Source organism: Arthrobacter sp. TMN-49, assembly GCF_054511095.1.
On sequence record NZ_JBTNDH010000014.1, the window covers coordinates 1 to 18132 of the forward strand.

The 18132-nt window shown below is 59.4% G+C and carries 17 protein-coding genes and 1 pseudogene; 11 read left to right on the forward strand and 7 right to left on the reverse strand.

Annotation, left to right across the window (positions count from 1 at the left end; genetic code table 11):
* The 3 genes from ACX80E_RS08090 to ACX80E_RS08100 all read left to right on the forward strand — a co-directional run.
* The coding region (locus ACX80E_RS08090; RefSeq protein WP_459301415.1) for a transposase at positions 1-354 on the forward strand (354 nt) is incomplete at its 5' end.
* A 267-nt stretch (positions 355-621) separates the two neighbouring features.
* A complete protein-coding gene (locus ACX80E_RS08095) occupies positions 622-1245 on the forward strand; it encodes a maleylpyruvate isomerase family mycothiol-dependent enzyme (protein WP_459301416.1) in 624 nt (207 codons plus the stop codon).
* A 217-nt stretch (positions 1246-1462) separates the two neighbouring features.
* A complete protein-coding gene (locus ACX80E_RS08100) occupies positions 1463-2515 on the forward strand; it encodes a S66 family peptidase (RefSeq protein WP_459301417.1) in 1053 nt (350 codons plus the stop codon).
* Between the two features lie 129 nt (positions 2516-2644).
* On the opposite strand, the pseudogene ACX80E_RS08105 reads toward ACX80E_RS08100, so the two are convergent.
* Positions 2645-3259 (reverse strand): annotated as a pseudogene (locus tag ACX80E_RS08105) (recombinase family protein).
* Between the two features lie 215 nt (positions 3260-3474).
* Here ACX80E_RS08105 and ACX80E_RS08110 point away from each other — a divergent pair.
* Positions 3475-3909 (forward strand): hypothetical protein, encoded by a 435-nt coding sequence (locus ACX80E_RS08110; protein ID WP_459301418.1) that lies wholly within the window; start codon positions 3475-3477, stop codon positions 3907-3909.
* 1445 nt (positions 3910-5354) lie between these two features.
* Here ACX80E_RS08110 and ACX80E_RS08115 read toward each other — a convergent pair.
* The gene (locus ACX80E_RS08115; RefSeq protein ID WP_459301419.1) at positions 5355-6473 is read right to left on the reverse strand and encodes a Fic family protein; all 1119 of its coding nucleotides are present in this window, start codon (positions 6471-6473) and stop codon (positions 5355-5357) included.
* Positions 6474-6659: 186 nt separating this feature from the next.
* Positions 6660-6875: a hypothetical protein gene (locus tag ACX80E_RS08120; RefSeq protein WP_459301420.1), complete on the reverse strand. Its 216-nt coding sequence runs from the start codon at positions 6873-6875 to the stop codon at positions 6660-6662.
* A gap of 204 nt (positions 6876-7079) precedes the next feature.
* Here ACX80E_RS08120 and ACX80E_RS08125 point away from each other — a divergent pair, with 204 nt between their 5' ends.
* Complete coding sequence (locus ACX80E_RS08125; RefSeq protein WP_459301421.1) at positions 7080-7550, forward strand: hypothetical protein; 471 nt, start codon at positions 7080-7082, stop codon at positions 7548-7550.
* 97 nt (positions 7551-7647) lie between these two features.
* Here ACX80E_RS08125 and ACX80E_RS08130 read toward each other — a convergent pair whose 3' ends face one another.
* Positions 7648-8583 carry an NADP-dependent oxidoreductase gene (locus ACX80E_RS08130; RefSeq protein WP_459301422.1) on the reverse strand — a complete coding sequence of 312 codons (936 nt, stop codon included), beginning with the start codon at positions 8581-8583 and terminating at the stop codon, positions 7648-7650.
* 155 nt (positions 8584-8738) lie between these two features.
* On the opposite strand from ACX80E_RS08130, the gene ACX80E_RS08135 reads away from it, so the two are divergent.
* Positions 8739-9215 carry a MarR family winged helix-turn-helix transcriptional regulator gene (locus ACX80E_RS08135; protein ID WP_459301423.1) on the forward strand — a complete coding sequence of 159 codons (477 nt, stop codon included), beginning with the start codon at positions 8739-8741 and terminating at the stop codon, positions 9213-9215.
* Between the two features lie 893 nt (positions 9216-10108).
* Here the strand turns inward: ACX80E_RS08135 and ACX80E_RS08140 are convergent.
* Genes ACX80E_RS08140 through ACX80E_RS08150 form a run of 3 tightly spaced genes read right to left on the reverse strand, consistent with a single transcriptional unit; the run spans position 10109 to position 12929 of the window.
* Positions 10109-11128 (reverse strand): D-alanine--D-alanine ligase family protein, encoded by a 1020-nt coding sequence (locus ACX80E_RS08140; RefSeq protein WP_459301424.1) that lies wholly within the window; start codon positions 11126-11128, stop codon positions 10109-10111.
* Entirely contained in the window at positions 11125-12258 is a 1134-nt protein-coding gene (gene alr / locus ACX80E_RS08145) for an alanine racemase (protein ID WP_459301425.1), read from the reverse strand. Before alr ends, ACX80E_RS08140 begins: the two co-directional genes overlap by 4 nt.
* Positions 12255-12929 (reverse strand): M15 family metallopeptidase, encoded by a 675-nt coding sequence (locus tag ACX80E_RS08150; protein WP_459301426.1) that lies wholly within the window; start codon positions 12927-12929, stop codon positions 12255-12257. The genes alr and ACX80E_RS08150 overlap by 4 nt, the downstream gene beginning before the upstream one ends.
* Positions 12930-13016: 87 nt before the next feature.
* On the opposite strand from ACX80E_RS08150, the gene ACX80E_RS08155 reads away from it, so the two are divergent.
* The 5 genes from ACX80E_RS08155 (at position 13017) to ACX80E_RS08175 (ending at position 18130) form a co-directional block, all read left to right on the forward strand.
* Positions 13017-13712, forward strand: a complete 696-nt coding sequence (locus tag ACX80E_RS08155) for a response regulator transcription factor (protein WP_459301427.1) — start codon at positions 13017-13019, stop codon at positions 13710-13712.
* A gap of 10 nt (positions 13713-13722) precedes the next feature.
* Positions 13723-14802: a sensor histidine kinase gene (locus ACX80E_RS08160; RefSeq protein WP_459301428.1), complete on the forward strand. Its 1080-nt coding sequence runs from the start codon at positions 13723-13725 to the stop codon at positions 14800-14802.
* A gap of 349 nt (positions 14803-15151) precedes the next feature.
* Positions 15152-16117, forward strand: coding sequence for an alpha/beta fold hydrolase (locus tag ACX80E_RS08165; RefSeq protein ID WP_459301429.1), 966 nt, complete (start codon positions 15152-15154; stop codon positions 16115-16117).
* A gap of 314 nt (positions 16118-16431) precedes the next feature.
* Entirely contained in the window at positions 16432-16572 is a 141-nt protein-coding gene (locus ACX80E_RS08170) for an ATP-binding protein (RefSeq protein ID WP_459301430.1), read from the forward strand.
* 574 nt (positions 16573-17146) lie between these two features.
* A complete protein-coding gene (locus tag ACX80E_RS08175) occupies positions 17147-18130 on the forward strand; it encodes an ABC transporter permease (RefSeq protein ID WP_459301431.1) in 984 nt (327 codons plus the stop codon).
* Positions 18131-18132: the final 2 nt, after the last annotated feature.

The window sequence follows — 18132 nt, forward strand, 5'->3', positions numbered from 1 at the left end:
GCAGACGTGGTGTTCCACGCAGACCGCGGCGCGCAATTCACCTCGACACAGCTATGGGAAGCCTCAAAGGAATTAGGGATCCTGCAATCTGTCGGACGCACGGGGGTGTGCTGGGATAACGCGATGCAGGAGTCATTCTGGTCCACGTTGAAAACTGAATTCTATGACCGTAAGACCTGGCTGACACGGGCCGAGGCAAAGACCGCAGTCGCGTGCTGGATTGAAGAGTTCTACAACCGTCAACGCCTTCACTCGAAGCTTGGGATGGTGCCGCCAGTGGAGCATGAGCAGGGCCTACGCGCTCAAAAAGAGCCGCATGCAATGAAAGAAGAAGCACTCACGCAAGCCGCGTGATGCAGAACACGTGTCCACAACTTGCGGGGAACCCCAACTGACACTAGGCATGAGGGGACCGGGGCCTTACCGGCAGATCCGTTTGAGAAACCTTCGCTGGGCAATACGCCGCGCTTGTTGAATCATTTCTAGGGCTGTTCGCGATTCTTCCGCCTTCTTAGGTGCTGATGACTCCAGCTCAGGATATGGTCCCGACAGGAACATCGACTCTGCTGCTTGGCTAGGATTGTTCATGGAACGAAAGACTACGAAGAGGTTGGATTGCGCGTGAATCTTGAGAATGAGCCCGAGCACGCGTCCCGATTGTGCCGCGAAGCGCAGGCGCGTTTGGCGCAACGTGTGGCTCAGTTGGCCGACAAGGACATCGAATCGGCAAGTAACCTTCCCGGCTGGAACGTTGGCCATGTACTGACTCACTTGGCCCGTAACGCCGATGCCCATGCACGCCGCCTGCTAGGGTCCCTAGAGGGGCGAGACGTGCCGAAATACGAGAGCGGCCAAGAGCAGCGCCAAAACGAGATAGAGGACGGTTCCACACGCTCGGCAGCCGAGATCATCGCCGACCTCAACGTCAGCATGTCGCGTCTCGAGGAGATCTTCACCCGATGCACCGTTGATGGGTGGCCCAATGGCCATTTTCTGGGTGGGGGACGCTACGGAGTAGCTGGCTGTCCTGCGCACAGACTCCGCGAAGTGGAAATGCACCATGTCGATCTAGGACTTGGCTACACCCCGCTGGACTGGCCAGAAGAGTACGTGGCTTGGGATCTCCCAGTACTACTCGCTACTGTCCCGGAAAGGCTTGAATCATCCGGCGACCGTCGGTCACTCATGGCGTGGTTTGCCGGCCGTGGGCCACTAGATGCGGCAACAAGATTGTCTCCCTGGTAACTAAAAAGCCTCGACTGGCACAACAAGAATGAAAGGGGTGTCGACGATTTCGCACCCCGTATGACGAACCTCAGCTGCGACCTAGACGATCACGGATTCTGATGGATTCGACTGCCCTACTCGTTACGAAAGCTGCAAACAACCTGCCCTGTTGGCCGATATAGAGGCTTCTACCGCAGGCTCCAGCGGCGAAGCGGTTGTCTGGTTCAATGGTCTAATGACGTCGCAGCCATTCATCAAAGTCCCGAAGGCCAGACCGGGCGATCGCGTAGCAGTTCTATCACCGGCTTTCGCGGCGCCTGCCGTGTCGGAGGCGGTGCATGAACAAGCAATGCAACGCCTGACGGAGTTGACGGGACTCATACCCGTTGAGTATCCGACGACACGACTGCTGGGAGCCAGTGCCGAGGCGCGCGCGAAGGACATCACCGCGGCTTTTGCCGACCCGACGATTCGGGCGGTCTTGGCGACCATCGGCGGCGACGACCAAATCACAGTCGTCCGGCACATCGACAGCACGGTACTTGCAGCGAACCCGAAGCCTTTCCTTGGCTACAGCGACAACACCAATCTGCACAACATGCTCTGGAACCTCGGAGTCCCCAGCTTTTACGGGGGATCTACACAGGTTCACATCGGCCCTGGCCCGCACCTAGACGAGGTACATCGGATTTCGCTGTGCGCAGCTCTCCTGGAAGGTGGCGTTCTCGAGCTAACAGAACCCGGTGAGTCGGAAGATTTCGGTGTCCCTTGGGCAGACCCCCGCGCGCTGAGCGAATTCGGTATACGCGAACCGAGCGAGCCGTGGACCTGGGCTGGCCCGGAAGCGATCGCCGAAGGTCGAACGTGGGGCGGGTGCATCGAGGTCATCGATCAGATAGCGCTGGCTGATCGGATGCCGTCCACGGAAGATCTTACTGGTGCAATTCTCCTACTCGAGACCAGTGAAGAGACTCCCTCCGCAGCCGACGTGAGACGGTGGGTGCGCGCCCTCGGCGAGCGAGGAGTTCTGGAAGTCGTCGCCGGCGTGATCGTCGCCCGTCCACCAGTCAGCGAAATGCACTCGCCTCTCCCCGGTGCGGGTGAGCGTGCGCAACTGCGGGCCGCTCAGCGCGAGGCCGTCGTCGAGCAGATCGCTCGGTATAGCTCCGATGTCGTGGTCTGCGTTGGAGTCCCGTTTGGCCACACTCGACCACAGTGGATCATCCCTCACGGCAGTATCATCCGCCTTGACGGCATAGCCCGCACCATCACCGCTGACTATAACTAATACCGCGCTTACCCCGCTTACCGCGCGCTGGGGGACGGGTGACATCTACCGCTGGGGAGACCCCGCCATTTGCAACTGTAATTTTCTGAAGGAGGCTGCGCCGAATATCAGAAGTCAGCTGCGCGGCCATTATTCTAGGTTCAGGAGCTTTGTCCCATCAGGGCCGAGTTCGCCCGTGGGTGAGACATGGCGGTAGGGGGTTTGGCGGGTGATGCCAAGTTCTGAGCTGAGATCACTAGTCTTGGTTTCGGGTTGACCCATAGCGGCCATTGCCAGGCGGACCTTTGCCGCCGTCATCATATAGGGGCGTCCGCCTTTTCGTCCGCTGGCCCGTGCGGCAGCGAGTCCGGCGATGGTACGTTCGGAGATGAGGGCTCGTTCGAATTCGGCCAGAGCAGCGAAGATCCCGAAGACGAGTTTGCCGGAGGCTGTGGTTGTGTCGATGGCAGCGCCCTCGCCGGTGAGCACTTTCAATCCGATGCCACGGTCGGTGAGGTTGTGGACGGTGTTGACTAGGTGGCGCAGGTCCCGGCCGAGCCGGTCCAACTTCCACACCAGCAAGGTGTCCCCAGTGCGCATCCGTTTCATTCAGGCGGCCAATTGGGGACGGTCATTCTTCTTGCCCGAGGCATGGTCCTCGAAGAGGTTCGAGGCGTCGACCACGGCGGAGAGAAGAGCGTCGCGTTGAAGATCGGTGCTTTGTGATCTGTCGGCTTTTGATACCCGCATGTAGCCAATTAGCATGGATTGAACCTCTTGTCATTTATACGTTCGTTAATATGACAGGGGCGCCGGATGGGCTGAAATGGGCGAAGTGTGTTCCAAAAGGCGTCGCTCTATCTCTGTCACGCAAACCCGGTCGTTGTCAGTTACGTGACGCTCATGTGTGCGGAGAGGGGAGCGGCGGTAGACATCGTCGAATCCGGAATGTCGGTCCTCCCCGATACCTTAGAATTTCGATGGCGAACAGCCACGTCACGATCAAAATGGGGACCATCATGAAGAAGTCATTCCGAGCAATCGCACTCACATTTTTGCTCGCCGGGGTCTTGAGCGGTTGCTCATCATCCGGCGGCAACTATAGCTCTCTTGACGAGCTGCAGGCTGCGATTGAATCCGCCGGGGTCGATTGCAGCTCAGACGACACAGGTTCGGAGGCGATCACTGGTGGCGGCCAGGGAAAGACCTGCAACGACTCCTACGTCATGTACATGTTTGATTCGCCCGAGGATAAGCAGAAAGCCATCGACTTCTATGGCGAAATGCAGGCTGGAGTCATAGTGACCCACATCTTGGACGGCAAGGACTGGTACGTCGTCGGCGGCAATGAAGCCAGCATCAAAGACATCAAGGGAAAAATCGGCGGAAAAGCCACCACTATGACCGGCGACTAGGCGGCCGGCAGCTGCCTAAGCGCCAGCACGCCGGCGCAGATGGGCTGCTGGGTGCGTCCTCATCGCGGTCCACCCAGGCTATCGAATCGATGATGTTGTAGCGCAGGTGAAAGAGGAGATTGAGAAGGCGCGTGTAGGAGGGGTAGTGACCAGCAGAAGCATCTCTGCAGATCGCGTTGGCGCGCGGAGATGGTCTTTAGTAGCCTGCCGGCTCCCAACGGCAAGGCGCTGGGTGTTTGCAGGGGGCTCGTTTTTTCTGTTAGCCATCGGCAGCATGCCGAAGTCGGCTATGAATCGCCGCAGCAATTTCTCGTCGATGCAGACAGGGCAAACATTCGGCGTCGCCGTCCAACTAACGAGAAGGTCGTCGGCTGCGTTGGGCACCTGCCAGATGGCCCTTCCGCCGGCGTGGTTGGGTGTCGTCCCGACTCCGTACCGCTTGTACAGGCTGCGCCGTTTCTTGAGGTTTACTCCTCGATTCAGGCTGCCGGCCTTGCCGATGTAGAGGACAGGCTTAGCGAGGTCCCAGGCAGCCTGCAACTCTTCGAGCGGGAGCATAGAACTGCGGTCCTTGTACTCGTACGCGGGGTTGAACTCCGTGAGCTGGATGTCTGTTGGCCATTCCCGGAGTACGACGTAAGCACCAGACGATTTCCACGCTTCGTCAGCATGGCCCTTGAGAGCGCGGAATGGCACCCGTGCTCGTGCAGGCGAACGTTTCCCAGAAACACGATGAGATCACCTACTTCAAGCTCCTGCTGGAAGGTGTCAAGGATCTCAAGGACGCTGTTATATCCGCCGATGCACTGCATACGCAGCGGGAGTATGACGAGTATCTACACTCTCGGGGAGCCCACTACGTGCTCACCGTTAGACAAATCAGCCCAAACTTCATGACTAGGTCCGCGCCCTGCCGTGGAAGCGGGTCCGTGCCAGGAACAAGACCCGCGAAACTGCCAACGGCCGCGAGATTGAACGGACCGTCAAGTACGTCAGTGTGGCGGCTGGGATCAAATTCCCTGACGCCGCCCAGATCACCCGCAAATCCCGGCACCTCGGGACCCTGGAGTGGTCAACCGAGAACGTCTACATCATCACATCACTGACGCTGGCACAAGGGAAACCGGAACTCATAGGCTCCTTGATCTGTGGACACTGTGGCATTGAAAACGGCCTCCGCTGGCGCCGGGACGTGACCTGGTGCGAAGATGCCAGCCAGGTACGGCGGGGGCAACGCACCCCGTGTTATGGTCTCCCTGCGGAATATCGCCACACGATCCTGCGCCTCGATGGAGAAACCAACCTTGCCAAAGCCACCCGCGGCGCACGCAACTATCCATGCCGCGCCCTCAAAATCGCCGGCCTATCTACCAGCTAAACGACTTTGAAGACGCCCTCGGTTCTCTGTCCTTGTCTTTGCCCAACGTTCATCGGTGTGCTGGCGCCTAGGGTTTAGTCCTGCGTCCGGCCCGTTCTGCGAAGGCGTCCAGCGCATCGATCATCTCCGGGGCCCGCCAGAACCGGCCCTGCTTGAATTTGTCGACGCCGACGACGATCCCGGCGGCTTCCAGCGAGTCCATGGCGCGCTTGCTGCGCATGTAGTCCAACCCCAGCCGGCCCTGGACCGTGGCTGCATTGACCACTGGTTGTCTGGCCAACAAGTCCAAGACTTTCCATACGGCTGCATCACTGCGGGCAGTGATCTTCTCGCGCCAGGAACTGGTGATCTGCGAAACTTCGCTAGCCAAGGTGGTGCCGTTGTCGATGGCAAGAAAAGCGGCTTCTGCGCATTGTTCGATGATCGTATCCGGATCACCTTCCCGGTAGAGCGTCAGTGCCTGATGATAACCCGTGACGTTGGCCAACAGACCGGCGGACACAGGGACGGTGACGCGCGAAGCTATGCGACGGTGCTTGAGCATCGAGTGAAAGAGCGCCCGTCCCGTTCGGCCGTTTCCATCGGTGAACGGGTGGATGGTCTCGAATTGGGCGTGGGCGATAGCGGCCTGGACCATGACAGGGAGGTCGGGTCGGCGTGCATAGGACATGACGTCGTCCATGAGTTCGGGGACGCGTTCGAACTTCGCCGGGACGAAGGTTGCTCCGACTGGGGAAACTACACTGGTGCCGATCCAGACCTGCTGCTTCCGCCATTGGCCCGCTACGTCCTGATCGGGGGTTCCTGCCATGAGTGTTTCGTGCATGCGCAGGACACTGGCCGTGTCCATTTCATCTGCAGTGGCAAGAGCCGCCTCCATGGCCCGCACATTGCGAACGACGAGCGTTGCGTTGACCTTTTCGGTGGATCCCAGCTCCGCTTCCCCGAGACTGCGGGCACTGGACGTAAGGTTTTCGATTCGCGACGATGCGGCAGATTCGCTACGGAGGAGCAGTGTGGCAAAAGGTGCCACGTGCTGGCCGTAGCGCTCGTCGAACCGGGCGATAGCTATGGCCGATTCTTCTGCCAAGGCGAGAGCATGTCCTGAAGGCTGGAACCTGATGTCGGCGATCATCGGCGGGACGAAGGCATCATAGTGCTCGCCGGAGAGGCTCCCCAGCGCCATGCTCTGGCGAAAGGCATCGGCTTTCCCTTCCCACGTCAGTGTCTCGTAACACCCTTCAGGAAAGACATGTGTTGGTTCGTGAGCGAGTGCGGATTTTCGTAGGGCATTTGGGTCGAGATTGTCGTCCGCGTGCGGAGGTTGCTGCATGGGGACCTAACTGTCAGAATCGGACGACCTTTATTACATTTATACGCCTATTTGTAAGAATCCACCAGCGATCCTTACAAATAGGTTCCTGACGTCCTCATTTGTTGCGGCCAGAGAGACATCGTTGAGCAGGCGGATCGTGTGGCGGCCGCGGTCGCTGTTCAGCCCGCTGGCGATGAGCTCGTAGGTGGCTTCCCAGTCTTCAGGTTCCGCCTCCGTTTGGCGGCGGGTGGACTCGGCAAGGCTGCGGTTCATGCGCATTGGAGAGCTCCCGTCGATGCTGATCCGAGTCGTTCGATTGTCATTGGTGGTGCGTAGTAGCTAGACCCTTTCCATCGTAAAACGGTTCAACTTCTGCGACCAAAGATAGGCTCGAGCTCCCATGAAGTCCAGCGGGCTGTGGTGTTGACTTGATAGAAGAATGTCAGACCCCTCGCGTTAAAGTGACGCTCGATATGAATGGTGGATATCACCGTTCCAGTGCGCATGATTCTTCGGGACATGCGCTTGAGCGAAAGTGACGTATCTGTGGGACGACTTTTGGAAAGCCCCTGGGCGATAATGATCATCCTGTTGGTACTTGTCGGGATCATACTGGCTGTGGTGATGGCCGGGCGTGGCAGTAGGGCTAAGGTCCTGCTGCCAGCTGGACAATTTTCGGCGGGAGTATCTGGAGCCAGCCCGAACGATATGCAAGGTGCCATTTACCAGGACTTTTTGTTGCGGACTGGGCGTAGTCATCGCTCGTCGGCGTTTGCCATGGGCATTATCGGATTGTTCGTTTTTGGAATCATCCTAGGGCCCCTAGCTATTTCAGCTGCTGGCAAGGCCGAAGCTCACGGCGTCCCTGCGCCCGGAGGGAAAATCCTAGGTGTCATTGACACTATTTTCGGGATCGTATGGCTCTTCGTGATTTTCAGGTCCATGTAAGCATGTCTAGGCTATTGGTCCCGTCGACGTCGAACGCTGGAGCCTACTGAATCGGAGGATGACGCTGCGTGTTCCGCAAGGTCATCCTCCGCAGCCGTTAGCTGACCGTCAGGACGGTCTTGCCGAGTAGCTTGCCATTTTCCGCGTCTTCGTGAACGGCGCGCAGTTCCTGCAGCGGCCGGCGGTCTACGATGTTGAGTTTGATCCGGCCCTGATCCAGTCGCGACACCAAGTCGGCCAAGTGTGCACCGTTTGGCGTCACCCATACGCTCGCTGTCCGCACTGTGCGCTCGCCGTCGGCTGGCACAGCTCCAGCGGAGCTGACAGCAATTCCGCCGTCAGCGACGTAGGCCGTCAGTTTTGCCAGACCCTCCGGGGCGAGGCGGACATGATTGATCACGACGTCGAATGGCCCACCCACGGCCAATGGGCCCGCGTCGAGATCCAGCGGGCCGACGACCTTGGAGGCGCCGTGCTCGAGGAGACGATCGGCATGCTGAGGCCCGTCGACGGCGGTCACCGCCGCGCCGGCGTCGGCGGCGAGTTGCACGACGATGCTGCCTACTGCCCCACCCGCGCCGTTGACCAGCACGCTCTGTCCGGCCTTGATATCGGCCAGTTCGATGGCGGCCTGCCGGGCTGCCAGCCCGGTCAGCGGCAGCGCCGCAGCATCGGTAAGTGGCAGAGTGCGGGGAGCAATGGCGACGAACTCGGCTGCGATGACCGCGTACTCCGCGGCGCCGCCGTGCTCGTTCAACGGGAACATCCCGATGACTAAGTCATCGATCCGTAGCCCGGTGACGCCCTCACCCAGTTCGACGATCGTGCCGGCAACATCTAGGCCCGGCGTGATCGGCAGCGGGGTCGGGATGGCTTCCGCGAGCACGCCCTGACGGATGTGGTCGTCCACCGGGTTGAACGATGTCGCGGCAACTCTCATCAGCACTTGGCCGGGGCCGGGCACGGGGAGTTCCACCTCCTCTACACGCAGAACCTCTGTGCCTCCGAACTGGTGGTAGCGAATTGCTTTCACTGGACTCTCCTGATTGTGGCTGTGATTGTGGTTAGCGGTCCTACGGTGACGAGGACCGGACGCCGCGCCGGAACTTGCCTGGGCAACTAAGGGAGACTCTGCCTGACTTGCCTAGGCAAGTCAAGCGCGCCCAGTTTCGGGTATAGTTTCGTGTCATGACTGTTTCGCCCGGATGGCTCGACGAGCACCAGCAGGCTGTGTGGCAGGACCTGCTCACCGTCGTGATCGCACTGCCGACCCTGCTCGATCGGCAGCTGGAACGCGACGCCGAGACGACGAACTACGAATACAGCGTTCTCGCCCGCCTGTCCATGGCCCCAGACCTCACCCTGCGCCTCAGCGACCTGGCTACTCAATGCGACAGCAGCCAGCCCCGACTATCAAAGGTCATGGTCCGCTTCGAGCAACGCGGCTGGGTTACCCGTAGCCCTGATCCGGACAACGGGCGATACACGCGCGCCACGCTGACCGAAACCGGAATGAAGAAAGTCGTCACGAGTGCCCCTGGTCATGTGAACCGCGTGCGCGAGCTCGTGTTCGACCCGCTGAGCACCACGCAGCAACGCAACCTCGGAATTGCGCTCTCCCGCATGGCCGAGACAGTCCGTGAACAACTCGACAACCGCAAGTGACGCTGACCCCATGACAGTCCAGCAGTCCACCTCCGCCGAATATGGATATGAAAACGCGGGCAGGTACTTCTGCAGCTCTCAACGGTACGGGTTAGTTTAGAGAGCTCCTCGCGTGGGTCTGCCTCCGGTTTGGCTAACTCCTGACATATGAGGATTTACTCTTTGCTGCAAGGATGTTGATCGTGCCGAAGCCTTTCCCTGCCGAGTCCCACCGCGACGTTGTCGCCGTGGTCCGCAAGAATGAAGCAGGCGGTGTATCTTTGCCCCTACTAGCCCTGCCGGCACAGCTGCGGCCAGCACCACCATGAACCAATTGAGCAAATTGTCCTGCTGCAGGTAGACCTCAAAGCCCCGGTCCACCTGACGCGAGAAGCCAAGCGCCAGATGAGCTTTTAGGACGTAGTAGACACCCAACGCACTGAGCCCGGCTGTTGCGATTGTCAAGACGTTAGTCCACATGCTCCGAGTCGCAAGCGCGGCTGCGGTGAGCAGCAGCGCCCAGAGCACCCAAGAATCTGCTGCATTCACCCAAAAAACAGATTCACTGGCACGGGCAAACACACACGCTGCACCAAAGAGCGTGCCCAGCAGACACCAAAGGAGAACCACAGATATTGAGCGCACGAATTTCACCAGTTTCGAGGTAGCGGAAGGGGCCCGAAGAGACAGGCATGTAAGGAATCGATGTGTTGATACGGGCTCTAAAGCCAGTCAATGCCAGGAGACAGCGAAAGCTCCGTGAAGAACGCACCAGGGGAGACGCAACCCCACAGCCCCAGCATCACTCGATCGATCAAGACACGAAGTCCAAGGCCCTAAAAGCTGTAGGTTGACGAGGCGTAGGGTGGCGCGATCACCGCGTTGTTGATACCGGGCCGGCTGACTATTCAGGCTTATCGCGGTAGCGCGTGACCTAGGCCCAATGTTTCCGGTTGTCCCGCCGCAGGGGAGCTGGTTGTTGGCGCTGTCGCAGCTTTCACCAACCGGACGACTAGTTCTTCATACGGGAGTCCTCCAGCCGCAAACATCCTGGGCACTTGAGATTCGGCTGTCATTCCGGGCATTGTGTTGACCTCGTTGAGGATGGGCCCTTCGTCGGTGAGGAAGAAATCCATGCGCGCTACACCGGCACAACCGAGCGCGTTGAACATTTCCAGTGCCGCCAGGGTGATTGAGTCGCGCTCGGCGCTGCAGAGGTCCGCAGGAACGCTAAACCGCGCCGAGCCGTCGTACTTCGTGGTTGTGTCGAACAAGCCGTTGGTGTGGATCTCAAGCGGCGGCGGAGCCCAGCAACTTCCGTCGGCCTCGCGGATGACGGCAACGTCGATCTCCCGTCCGTGAACGAGGTGCTCGATGAGGATCCGGTCGTCGTAGCGGGCTGCCGTGCGCAGCGCCTCACGCAGTTGGTTCGCGTCCTGTGCCAAGCCGACGCCGTAGCTGGAACCGGAGGAGGCTGGTTTCACAACAACGGCTGTCTCGAAGTTGATATATTCCATGTCACTTGTGTGGACCAGCCTTCCTGGTGCGGTGCGTATCCCGGTGGCTTCGGCAACAAGTTTGGTTGCCCATTTGTCCATACCGAGCGCCCCGGCCCGCAGCCCTGAGCCGACTACAGGTTTCTGGGCAAGTGCGCACAACGCTGCTAGCGTCCCGTCCTCGCCCAAGGGGCCGTGCAGGGCGGGGAAAACCACGTCTGCCTGCCTGAAGAAGAACAGTGCCCCTGCCAGTGAGGTGGTGGCGCTCGTTCCTAGTGGTCGCCGGGCGTGCGTCCATATACCGTCACGGCCAATGGTGACCTCGGTGACCACGAATCTGTTTCTGCGAAGTGCCTTGCTGATGGCTTCGGCGGTTGCCAGCGAGACGTCGTGTTCGGCGTTCTGGCCGCCGCCGATAACTAGGATGTGCTGTGTCATGCAGTAGTCCTTCTTACTCGTGATCCGATGTTGGTGACGATGGTGTGGGGAATGGTCCCGGCCCACCGGGCCCAGTCCTGGATGGTTGGTGTGACCCCGCCCCGTGGGCCAAACAGGGTCGCCGTTGTGCCACGCGGGTAGTAGGTAGATCCGGTGTCGATAACGATCTGATCCATCGAGACGCGTCCAACCACCGGGTATCGGCAGCCGTGAATCTCCACCGAGGCGTCCGGGGAGATCTCGCGAGGGATTCCGTCGGCGTAGCCCACTGGCAGTGTGCTCAGCCGAGTTGTCCGGTCGGTGATGTACGTACCGCCGTAGCCGACAGCTGTTCCTGTCCTCACGATGGCGTTGTGCACGATAGGCGCGGTCAGGCGGGACGCGCCGGCCAGTTCGGTGGTTCCGCTCGGGTCGATGCCGACAAGACCAGCCCCGAGACGGATCATTCCGAAATGGGTGGCAGGGTCCGTCAGTGCCCCTGCTGTAGCCGCCAAGTGGGTGAGCGGAGCATTGAACCCCGCAGCCGCGATCTTGGTTTGGGCTGCACGCATCAGTGAAACGGCTTCTTCGTTTGCTTTTGGGTCTGCCTGGTCAGCTAGCGGTAGGTGCCCCATGAGACCGACGACGAGGATCTTGCCTCGGCGTTGTCCGTCGAGGGCGAGAAGGAGAAGGATGTCCCACTCAGAGCTGGGTGCGCCTTCGCGAGACATGCCAGTGTCCATGTGCAAGTGAACACGGACAGCTGGAGAGGAAGATTGCCGGAGAATTGTCTGCAATTCCTCGACCGAGCCGACCGAGATGTCGATCTTGCTTGCCGCAGCGGCCGCAGCATCGAAACCTGAGGGGTTCAACCAAGCCAGAATCGGCACCCGCAAGCCCTCCTCACGCAGGTAAATGGCTTCGTTGAAGTCTGTGGTGCCAAGAGACTGCGCTCCGGCGGCGACCGCGGCACGAGCCACGGTAAGGGCTCCATGCCCGTACCCGTCTGCTTTTACCACCGCCATGATCTGTGCGCGAGATCGGGTTCGTACGACGGCGATGTTCCTCGCAATCGACTCGGGGATCGTCTGCAGTGTAGGGGGACAGAGCTCAATGGCTGTGGACTGGGCGCTGCCGAGAACGCTGGTCACTGCTTCATCCTCGGGTCGAAGGTTGGATCGAAATACTTGGCGGGGCACCCGTTGTCTATAGCCTCGGGCCGCAGCTCGAAGTGCCACGCTTCGTTGTCGTAGATTTGGCACATTCCGCATTTCGCGCCATTCGTGGCCAGCCACGTGCTGGCGTCCCAGGACCCAATGTCTACCGCGTCCCCGGACACATGAGCTGACGTCTTTGCTGTTGCCACCCAGCGGGAGGCTTCCTCTTTCGAACCGTAGGTAGTGACAGCTTCCTGGAGAAGTTGTTGCTGGAATTCTGCCGAACGCCACCCGCTATTGACGTAAAGCTTGATCCCCGTCTTGGATGCGTCGCTGGAGGCCCGGCCCAAGGCGGCGCGCAGAGCCGGGTCCAGGTTAACAACCGCCGGAACATCAGAGACGACTGTCGTGTCTTTCGGGACCTCACCGCCAGCTACACCAGTCCCGCCGGATTGCTTCCCACGGTGTTCCCCGTGAGGTTTCTCGGCGACGGAGGCGGGCGAATCACCCGAGGATGACACTGGATAGGTGTCGCGAGCACCGAGAAACACTCCCGCGATGACGACAGAGAGGATGGCCACCAATGCCAAGACGGCCGTCAGAACGATGACGATTGTCGATGACTTCCGTCGGCGGGGCGTTCGTACTGGTTCGTTGTAGGTCATGCTTCCAGTCAAGACCGCGCGGTGTTGCCAGCACGTATGAGGTTTTCGATACGCCAACGATATGTCTCACCTCGTAGCATGGGGAGTATGCGCGTGTTGATCGTCGAAGACGAGCCCTATATGGCAGAAGCTATCCGCGATGGTCTACGCCTGGAAGCGATCGCAGCAGACATCGCCGGCGATGGAGATACTGCCCTGGAACTGCTGAGCGTCAACACCTACGACATCGCCATCCTTGACCGCGATATCCCCGGGCCATCAGGTGACGAGGTCGCCAGAGGGATTGTGGCTTCAGGCAGCGGTACGCCAATTCTCATGCTTACCGCCGCGGACCGTCTCGATGAAAAGGCATCCGGGTTCGGACTCGGAGCCGATGACTACCTCACGAAACCTTTCGAACTCCAAGAACTGGTGCTCAGGCTCCGTGCCCTCGACCGCCGTCGAGCACACCACAGACCGCCCGTGCGAGAAATTGCCGGACTCCGACTGGACCCGTTCCGCCGCGAAGTCTACAGAGAGGGCCGTTACGTTGGGCTAACCAGGAAGCAGTTCGCTGTCCTGGAAGTACTCGTCGCCGCCGAAGGTGGTGTTGTCAGCGCCGAAGAACTCTTAGAACGTGCCTGGGACGAGAATGCCGACCCCTTCACCAACGCCGTACGGATCACCGTCTCAGCACTGCGCAAACGCCTCGGCGAACCTTGGGTCATCGCTACTGTGCCAGGCGTTGGATACCGCATCGAAACAGAACTCGTCGCCGGGAGCGAAGGACATGGACGTGCATAGAGCGCCAGGGATGAGCGTACGGCTCAAACTCACCCTCAGTTACGTCGGGTTCCTCATGATCGCGGGAGCCTTGCTACTCGCCGTCGTGTGGGTCTTCCTCTTGCGATATGTCCCTGACGGTGCGATCGCCAGCAGCAGTGGCTTCGTTCCCAACCGCTCCGACCTCCAGCGCGCCTTCGGACCAGCGGCCGCCACAGTGCTGGCGTTCCTGCTGATATTCGGGCTGCTCGGCGGCTGGCTCCTCGCCGGTCGCATGCTCTCGCCACTGTCCCGAATCACCGAGGCAACCCGCATCGCAGCGACAGGATCCCTTTCCCACCGAATCCGCTTGGAGGGCCGCAAAGACGAGTTCCGCGAACTCGCCGATTCCTTCGACACGATGCTAGAACGGCTCGAAGTGCAGGTTGCCGAACAACAGAGATTCGCCGCCAACGCCTCCCACGAACTTCGCACCCCGCTGGCAATAACACAGACACTTCTCAACGTGGCACGAAACGACCCAAACCGTGACACGAATGAACTCCTCGCTCGCCTGGGCACCGTCAACACTCGCGCCATCGACCTCACCGAAGCGCTACTGTTGCTCACACGGGCCGACCAAAGAACCTTCACGCGAGAACAAGTGGACCTTTCCCTGTTCGTGGAAGAAGCCACCGAAACGCTGCTCGCTCTTGCAGAAAAGCGCGGAGTCACCATTGACACTTCCAACGACTTCGCCCCAACAATTGGTTCATATTCACTCCTGCTACAGATGGTTACGAACCTCCTGCACAATGCGATTGTCCACAACCTCCCGCAGCAGGGGACAGTCTGGATGAGAACGATGGCCAGCCCCGAATCCGTCACGCTCATCGTCGAGAACACTGGTGAGCAACTCACCGAGGAACTGGCTTCCACACTCACCGAACGATTTCAGCGCGGCACTGAACGCGCCCGTACCAGCGACCATCCCGGCGTCGGCCTCGGCCTGACAATCGTCGAAAGTATTGCCCACGCACACGACGGAACGCTCACTATTGCCCCGCGCCCCTCTGGCGGGCTCCGCCTTGAGATCCATCTGCCAACCGCACCAGGTGCCACCGGCCGGTAGCAAGAGAACCATCATGTACACGATGCTTCAGGGCCGGCCCGAAATTGCCGATGATGACGGGGACGACGAGATCGAACACATCTGATTCACCGTCGTCTTGGATCCCGCTCTTCGGTATCGTATCTCGGATGGCGCAAGTGATGTTCACGTAGAACAGGAGGAGAAGTCGCTCGGCAAATTTAAGTACTACTCCGTGCATCCCTTCGATGTACTCGGGGAGCCTTGACCTGACTGACTGGGTGAGCTGGGATGGGCAGCTAAGGCACGGATAGGACAGACCGGATAGAACAGGCCCGGATAGGACGAAAATGTGTACCGGTCCCAATCGATTGAAAGCAGCGTGACAAGAATGAATGAGGCTCCACGATTGCAGGGCATGCTCAATGTCGAGGATGGTCAGAGCATCTACTGGGAGGAGTGGGGATCACCTGATGGTGTACCAGCGCTCTACCTGCACGGCGGCCCCGGCGGCACACTCGGCTCAAGCGGGTATCGTCGACGCTTTGACTTGGCACGAACCCGCGTCATCGGATTCGAGCAACGAGGCTGCGGGCGTTCCCTCCCTCATGCGTCAGACCCAGGAAATTCGCTACATGCCAACACCACTGCACATCTCATTGGCGATATAGAGGCACTTCGCAAAGCACGGGGTGTAGAAGCCTGGATCATCAACGGTGTCTCTTGGGGATCGACCCTTGCCCTCGCGTACGCCCAAGCTCACCCGGGCCGTGTTAGCGGCATTGTCCTCTTTGCCGTCACAACCACGAACAGGCAAGAAGTTGACTGGATCACTGAAGGAGTCGGCGCGATCTTTCCGGAAGCCTGGGACCGATTTGCCTCACACGCTGAACGAAGCGGAATCGGATACAGGCGTGGGGAGAGCCGGTTAGTCGCGGCATATGCACAGCTCTTGAACTCAACGGACCCGGCTACCCGCGACGCAGCGTCTCGCGAGTGGGCGTTATGGGAAGATACTCACGTTTCCATCGGTGCAGGTGACTTCGTTCGAGATCCCCGGTGGGAGAACAAAACCTTTCGCGTGGCCTTTGCCCGGCTCACCACACACTATTGGACCCACGTCGGCTTTAATGACCAACCTCTAATCGAGAACATGGAACCTATACAACACATACCGGGAACGCTCATCCAGGGAAGACGTGACATTTCCGGGCCCGCGATCACCGCCTGGGAACTGCACCGTCACTGGCCAGGGTCAAGCCTCATAATCGACGAGGGTGACGGCCATGGCGGCTCCACCATGGTCGAGCATTGGGATCAGGCAAATGCTGAACTCGTTGCAAAACAATTCGACTGATGCGTAGCGTGGTGGAGACCCCAACATGTGGCCCTCCGCAAGGCTAGCGACGCCGACAGTTTGAGCTCACGCCCCTAATCAGCAATCACCTCGCTTTCATCCCAATCTCGGTGGCAACACCCCCGGATCATTAGTGAGACCTGCCTAGATCCATTGGAGATAACGGGAAATCGCAATGGAGCATTTCTCGCAGGCGGCATGCACGATCCGGAAGAATACCCCTGCAGCGTCGGTTCCCATGGGCAAAAGTCCACCGCCATCAATGTATGTCGATATCGGCATAGGTTGATGAACTGGGCTACCCTCCGAATGAAATGGAAGGGACCAGGCTGTTATTCCAAGTCATCGGCGCCGACTATATGGCCGCAGCCGTCATCGACCGGCTGGTACACCACGGGCGACTCTTGAAGTTCCGTGGTGAGTCCTACCGAGTCAGAAATGCGTCGATGAAGTAAGCAGACCGCTGAAATGGCACAAAACGTGCCGCGGTGGCCTGATTCTTAGCGCTGAAATGGCCTACTTTAACTTGACGAAACACACGGGTCCCCTCACCTCGCCGACGGAGACACATCAGTTCCGGCCACGGGCCCGGCACCTCGGGTCGAATGGCCTTTAATTACCGCCAGATGTTATCCAAAACACCTAAATGCGGAAAGTGGAGGTAACGCTTTCATTACGTTCCTGTGCCGGGCTGTCACCGGTCCGCCGCATGTTCTCGGTACTTTCGTCTTGGGTGACGGGCAAATAAACTACCGATCGGTCAGTAACGGGGGGTCCCGGAGGTAAATGGGTGCTGGGCTGACTGTGACCCAGAGTACATTTGCCACATACAGGTAAAGGCAATGGGGGAATCACCTTTCTTCTGCTGTCCCTGGGTTAACAACCCATCCGTGGCATTCAGGCCGTCAACCATGGCCCCTTTCCACAGACAAGCTATGAGGATGATTTCTTGCCACTGCACTTTCCACGTCAGCGCGTAGCCCGTCGATTCACGAAGCCCTCGGGTAGTGCTCGACAGATGTTGATCCGATGATCGGCTTCATCGTCAAGAGGTTCATCAATTACGCGATTCTTTCAGCCATTGCGACCCTCAGCGCTTACGTCTTGGCGAGTGTGATTCTGAATCCCGCCAGCCGGTATCTTGGCCGCAATCCTCGGCCCTCCGATGAAACCATCAACGCGATCCTCGACGGCTTGGGCGTCAACCCCACCACCCCGGTGATTGAGCGGTTGTGGGCATGGATTATGAGGTTGGTGACGGAGGGTTCCCTCGGCGACACCATCCACAACACCAGCGTCATCACCGAAATGATGGCCCGAGCTGGCACCAGCCTTCGCCTGCTCATCTTGGGCACCTTTATCGCCGCATTCGTCGGCGTTGCCTTGGGCGTCTGGGGCGCTGTGCGGCAGTACAAGGCCAGCGACCAAGTCATTTCCTATGCATCCTTTACCGTCCTGGCCATGCCGGCCTTTGTGATCGGCATCCTGTTGATGATCTTGGCAACTTCGCTCAATGACTTCCTGGGCCTGCAGTTGATCAACTTCACCGGTGAATACACGGCCGGGCTTGAGGGAGGCTGGTGGACACATTTCTGGGACCGTGCCGCTCACTTGTTGCTCCCGACCATTTCGCTGGCACTCATGGGAGCCGCCGGATACTCCCGGTACCAGCGCAGCGCCATGCTTGACGTGTTGGCGGCGGACTACATCCGCACCGCGCGTTCCAAGGGCCGCACCCGCCAATCAGCCCTTGTGCGGCACGGAGTCCGGGTGGCCCTCATTCCCATGTCAACGTATTTTGCCTACTCCTTCGCCACCGTCCTGGCTGGTGCGGCCGTCACCGAACTTGTCTTCAGTTGGCATGGCATGGGCGAGATGCTGGTCCAGGCGATCAGCCAAAGTGACATCAACGCCTTTACCGGGGCCATCTTGTTCAACGCCATCTTGATCCTCATCGCCGGAACCCTGGCGGACATTGTGTACGCAGCCCTTGACCCGAGAGTGAGGGTATAAGC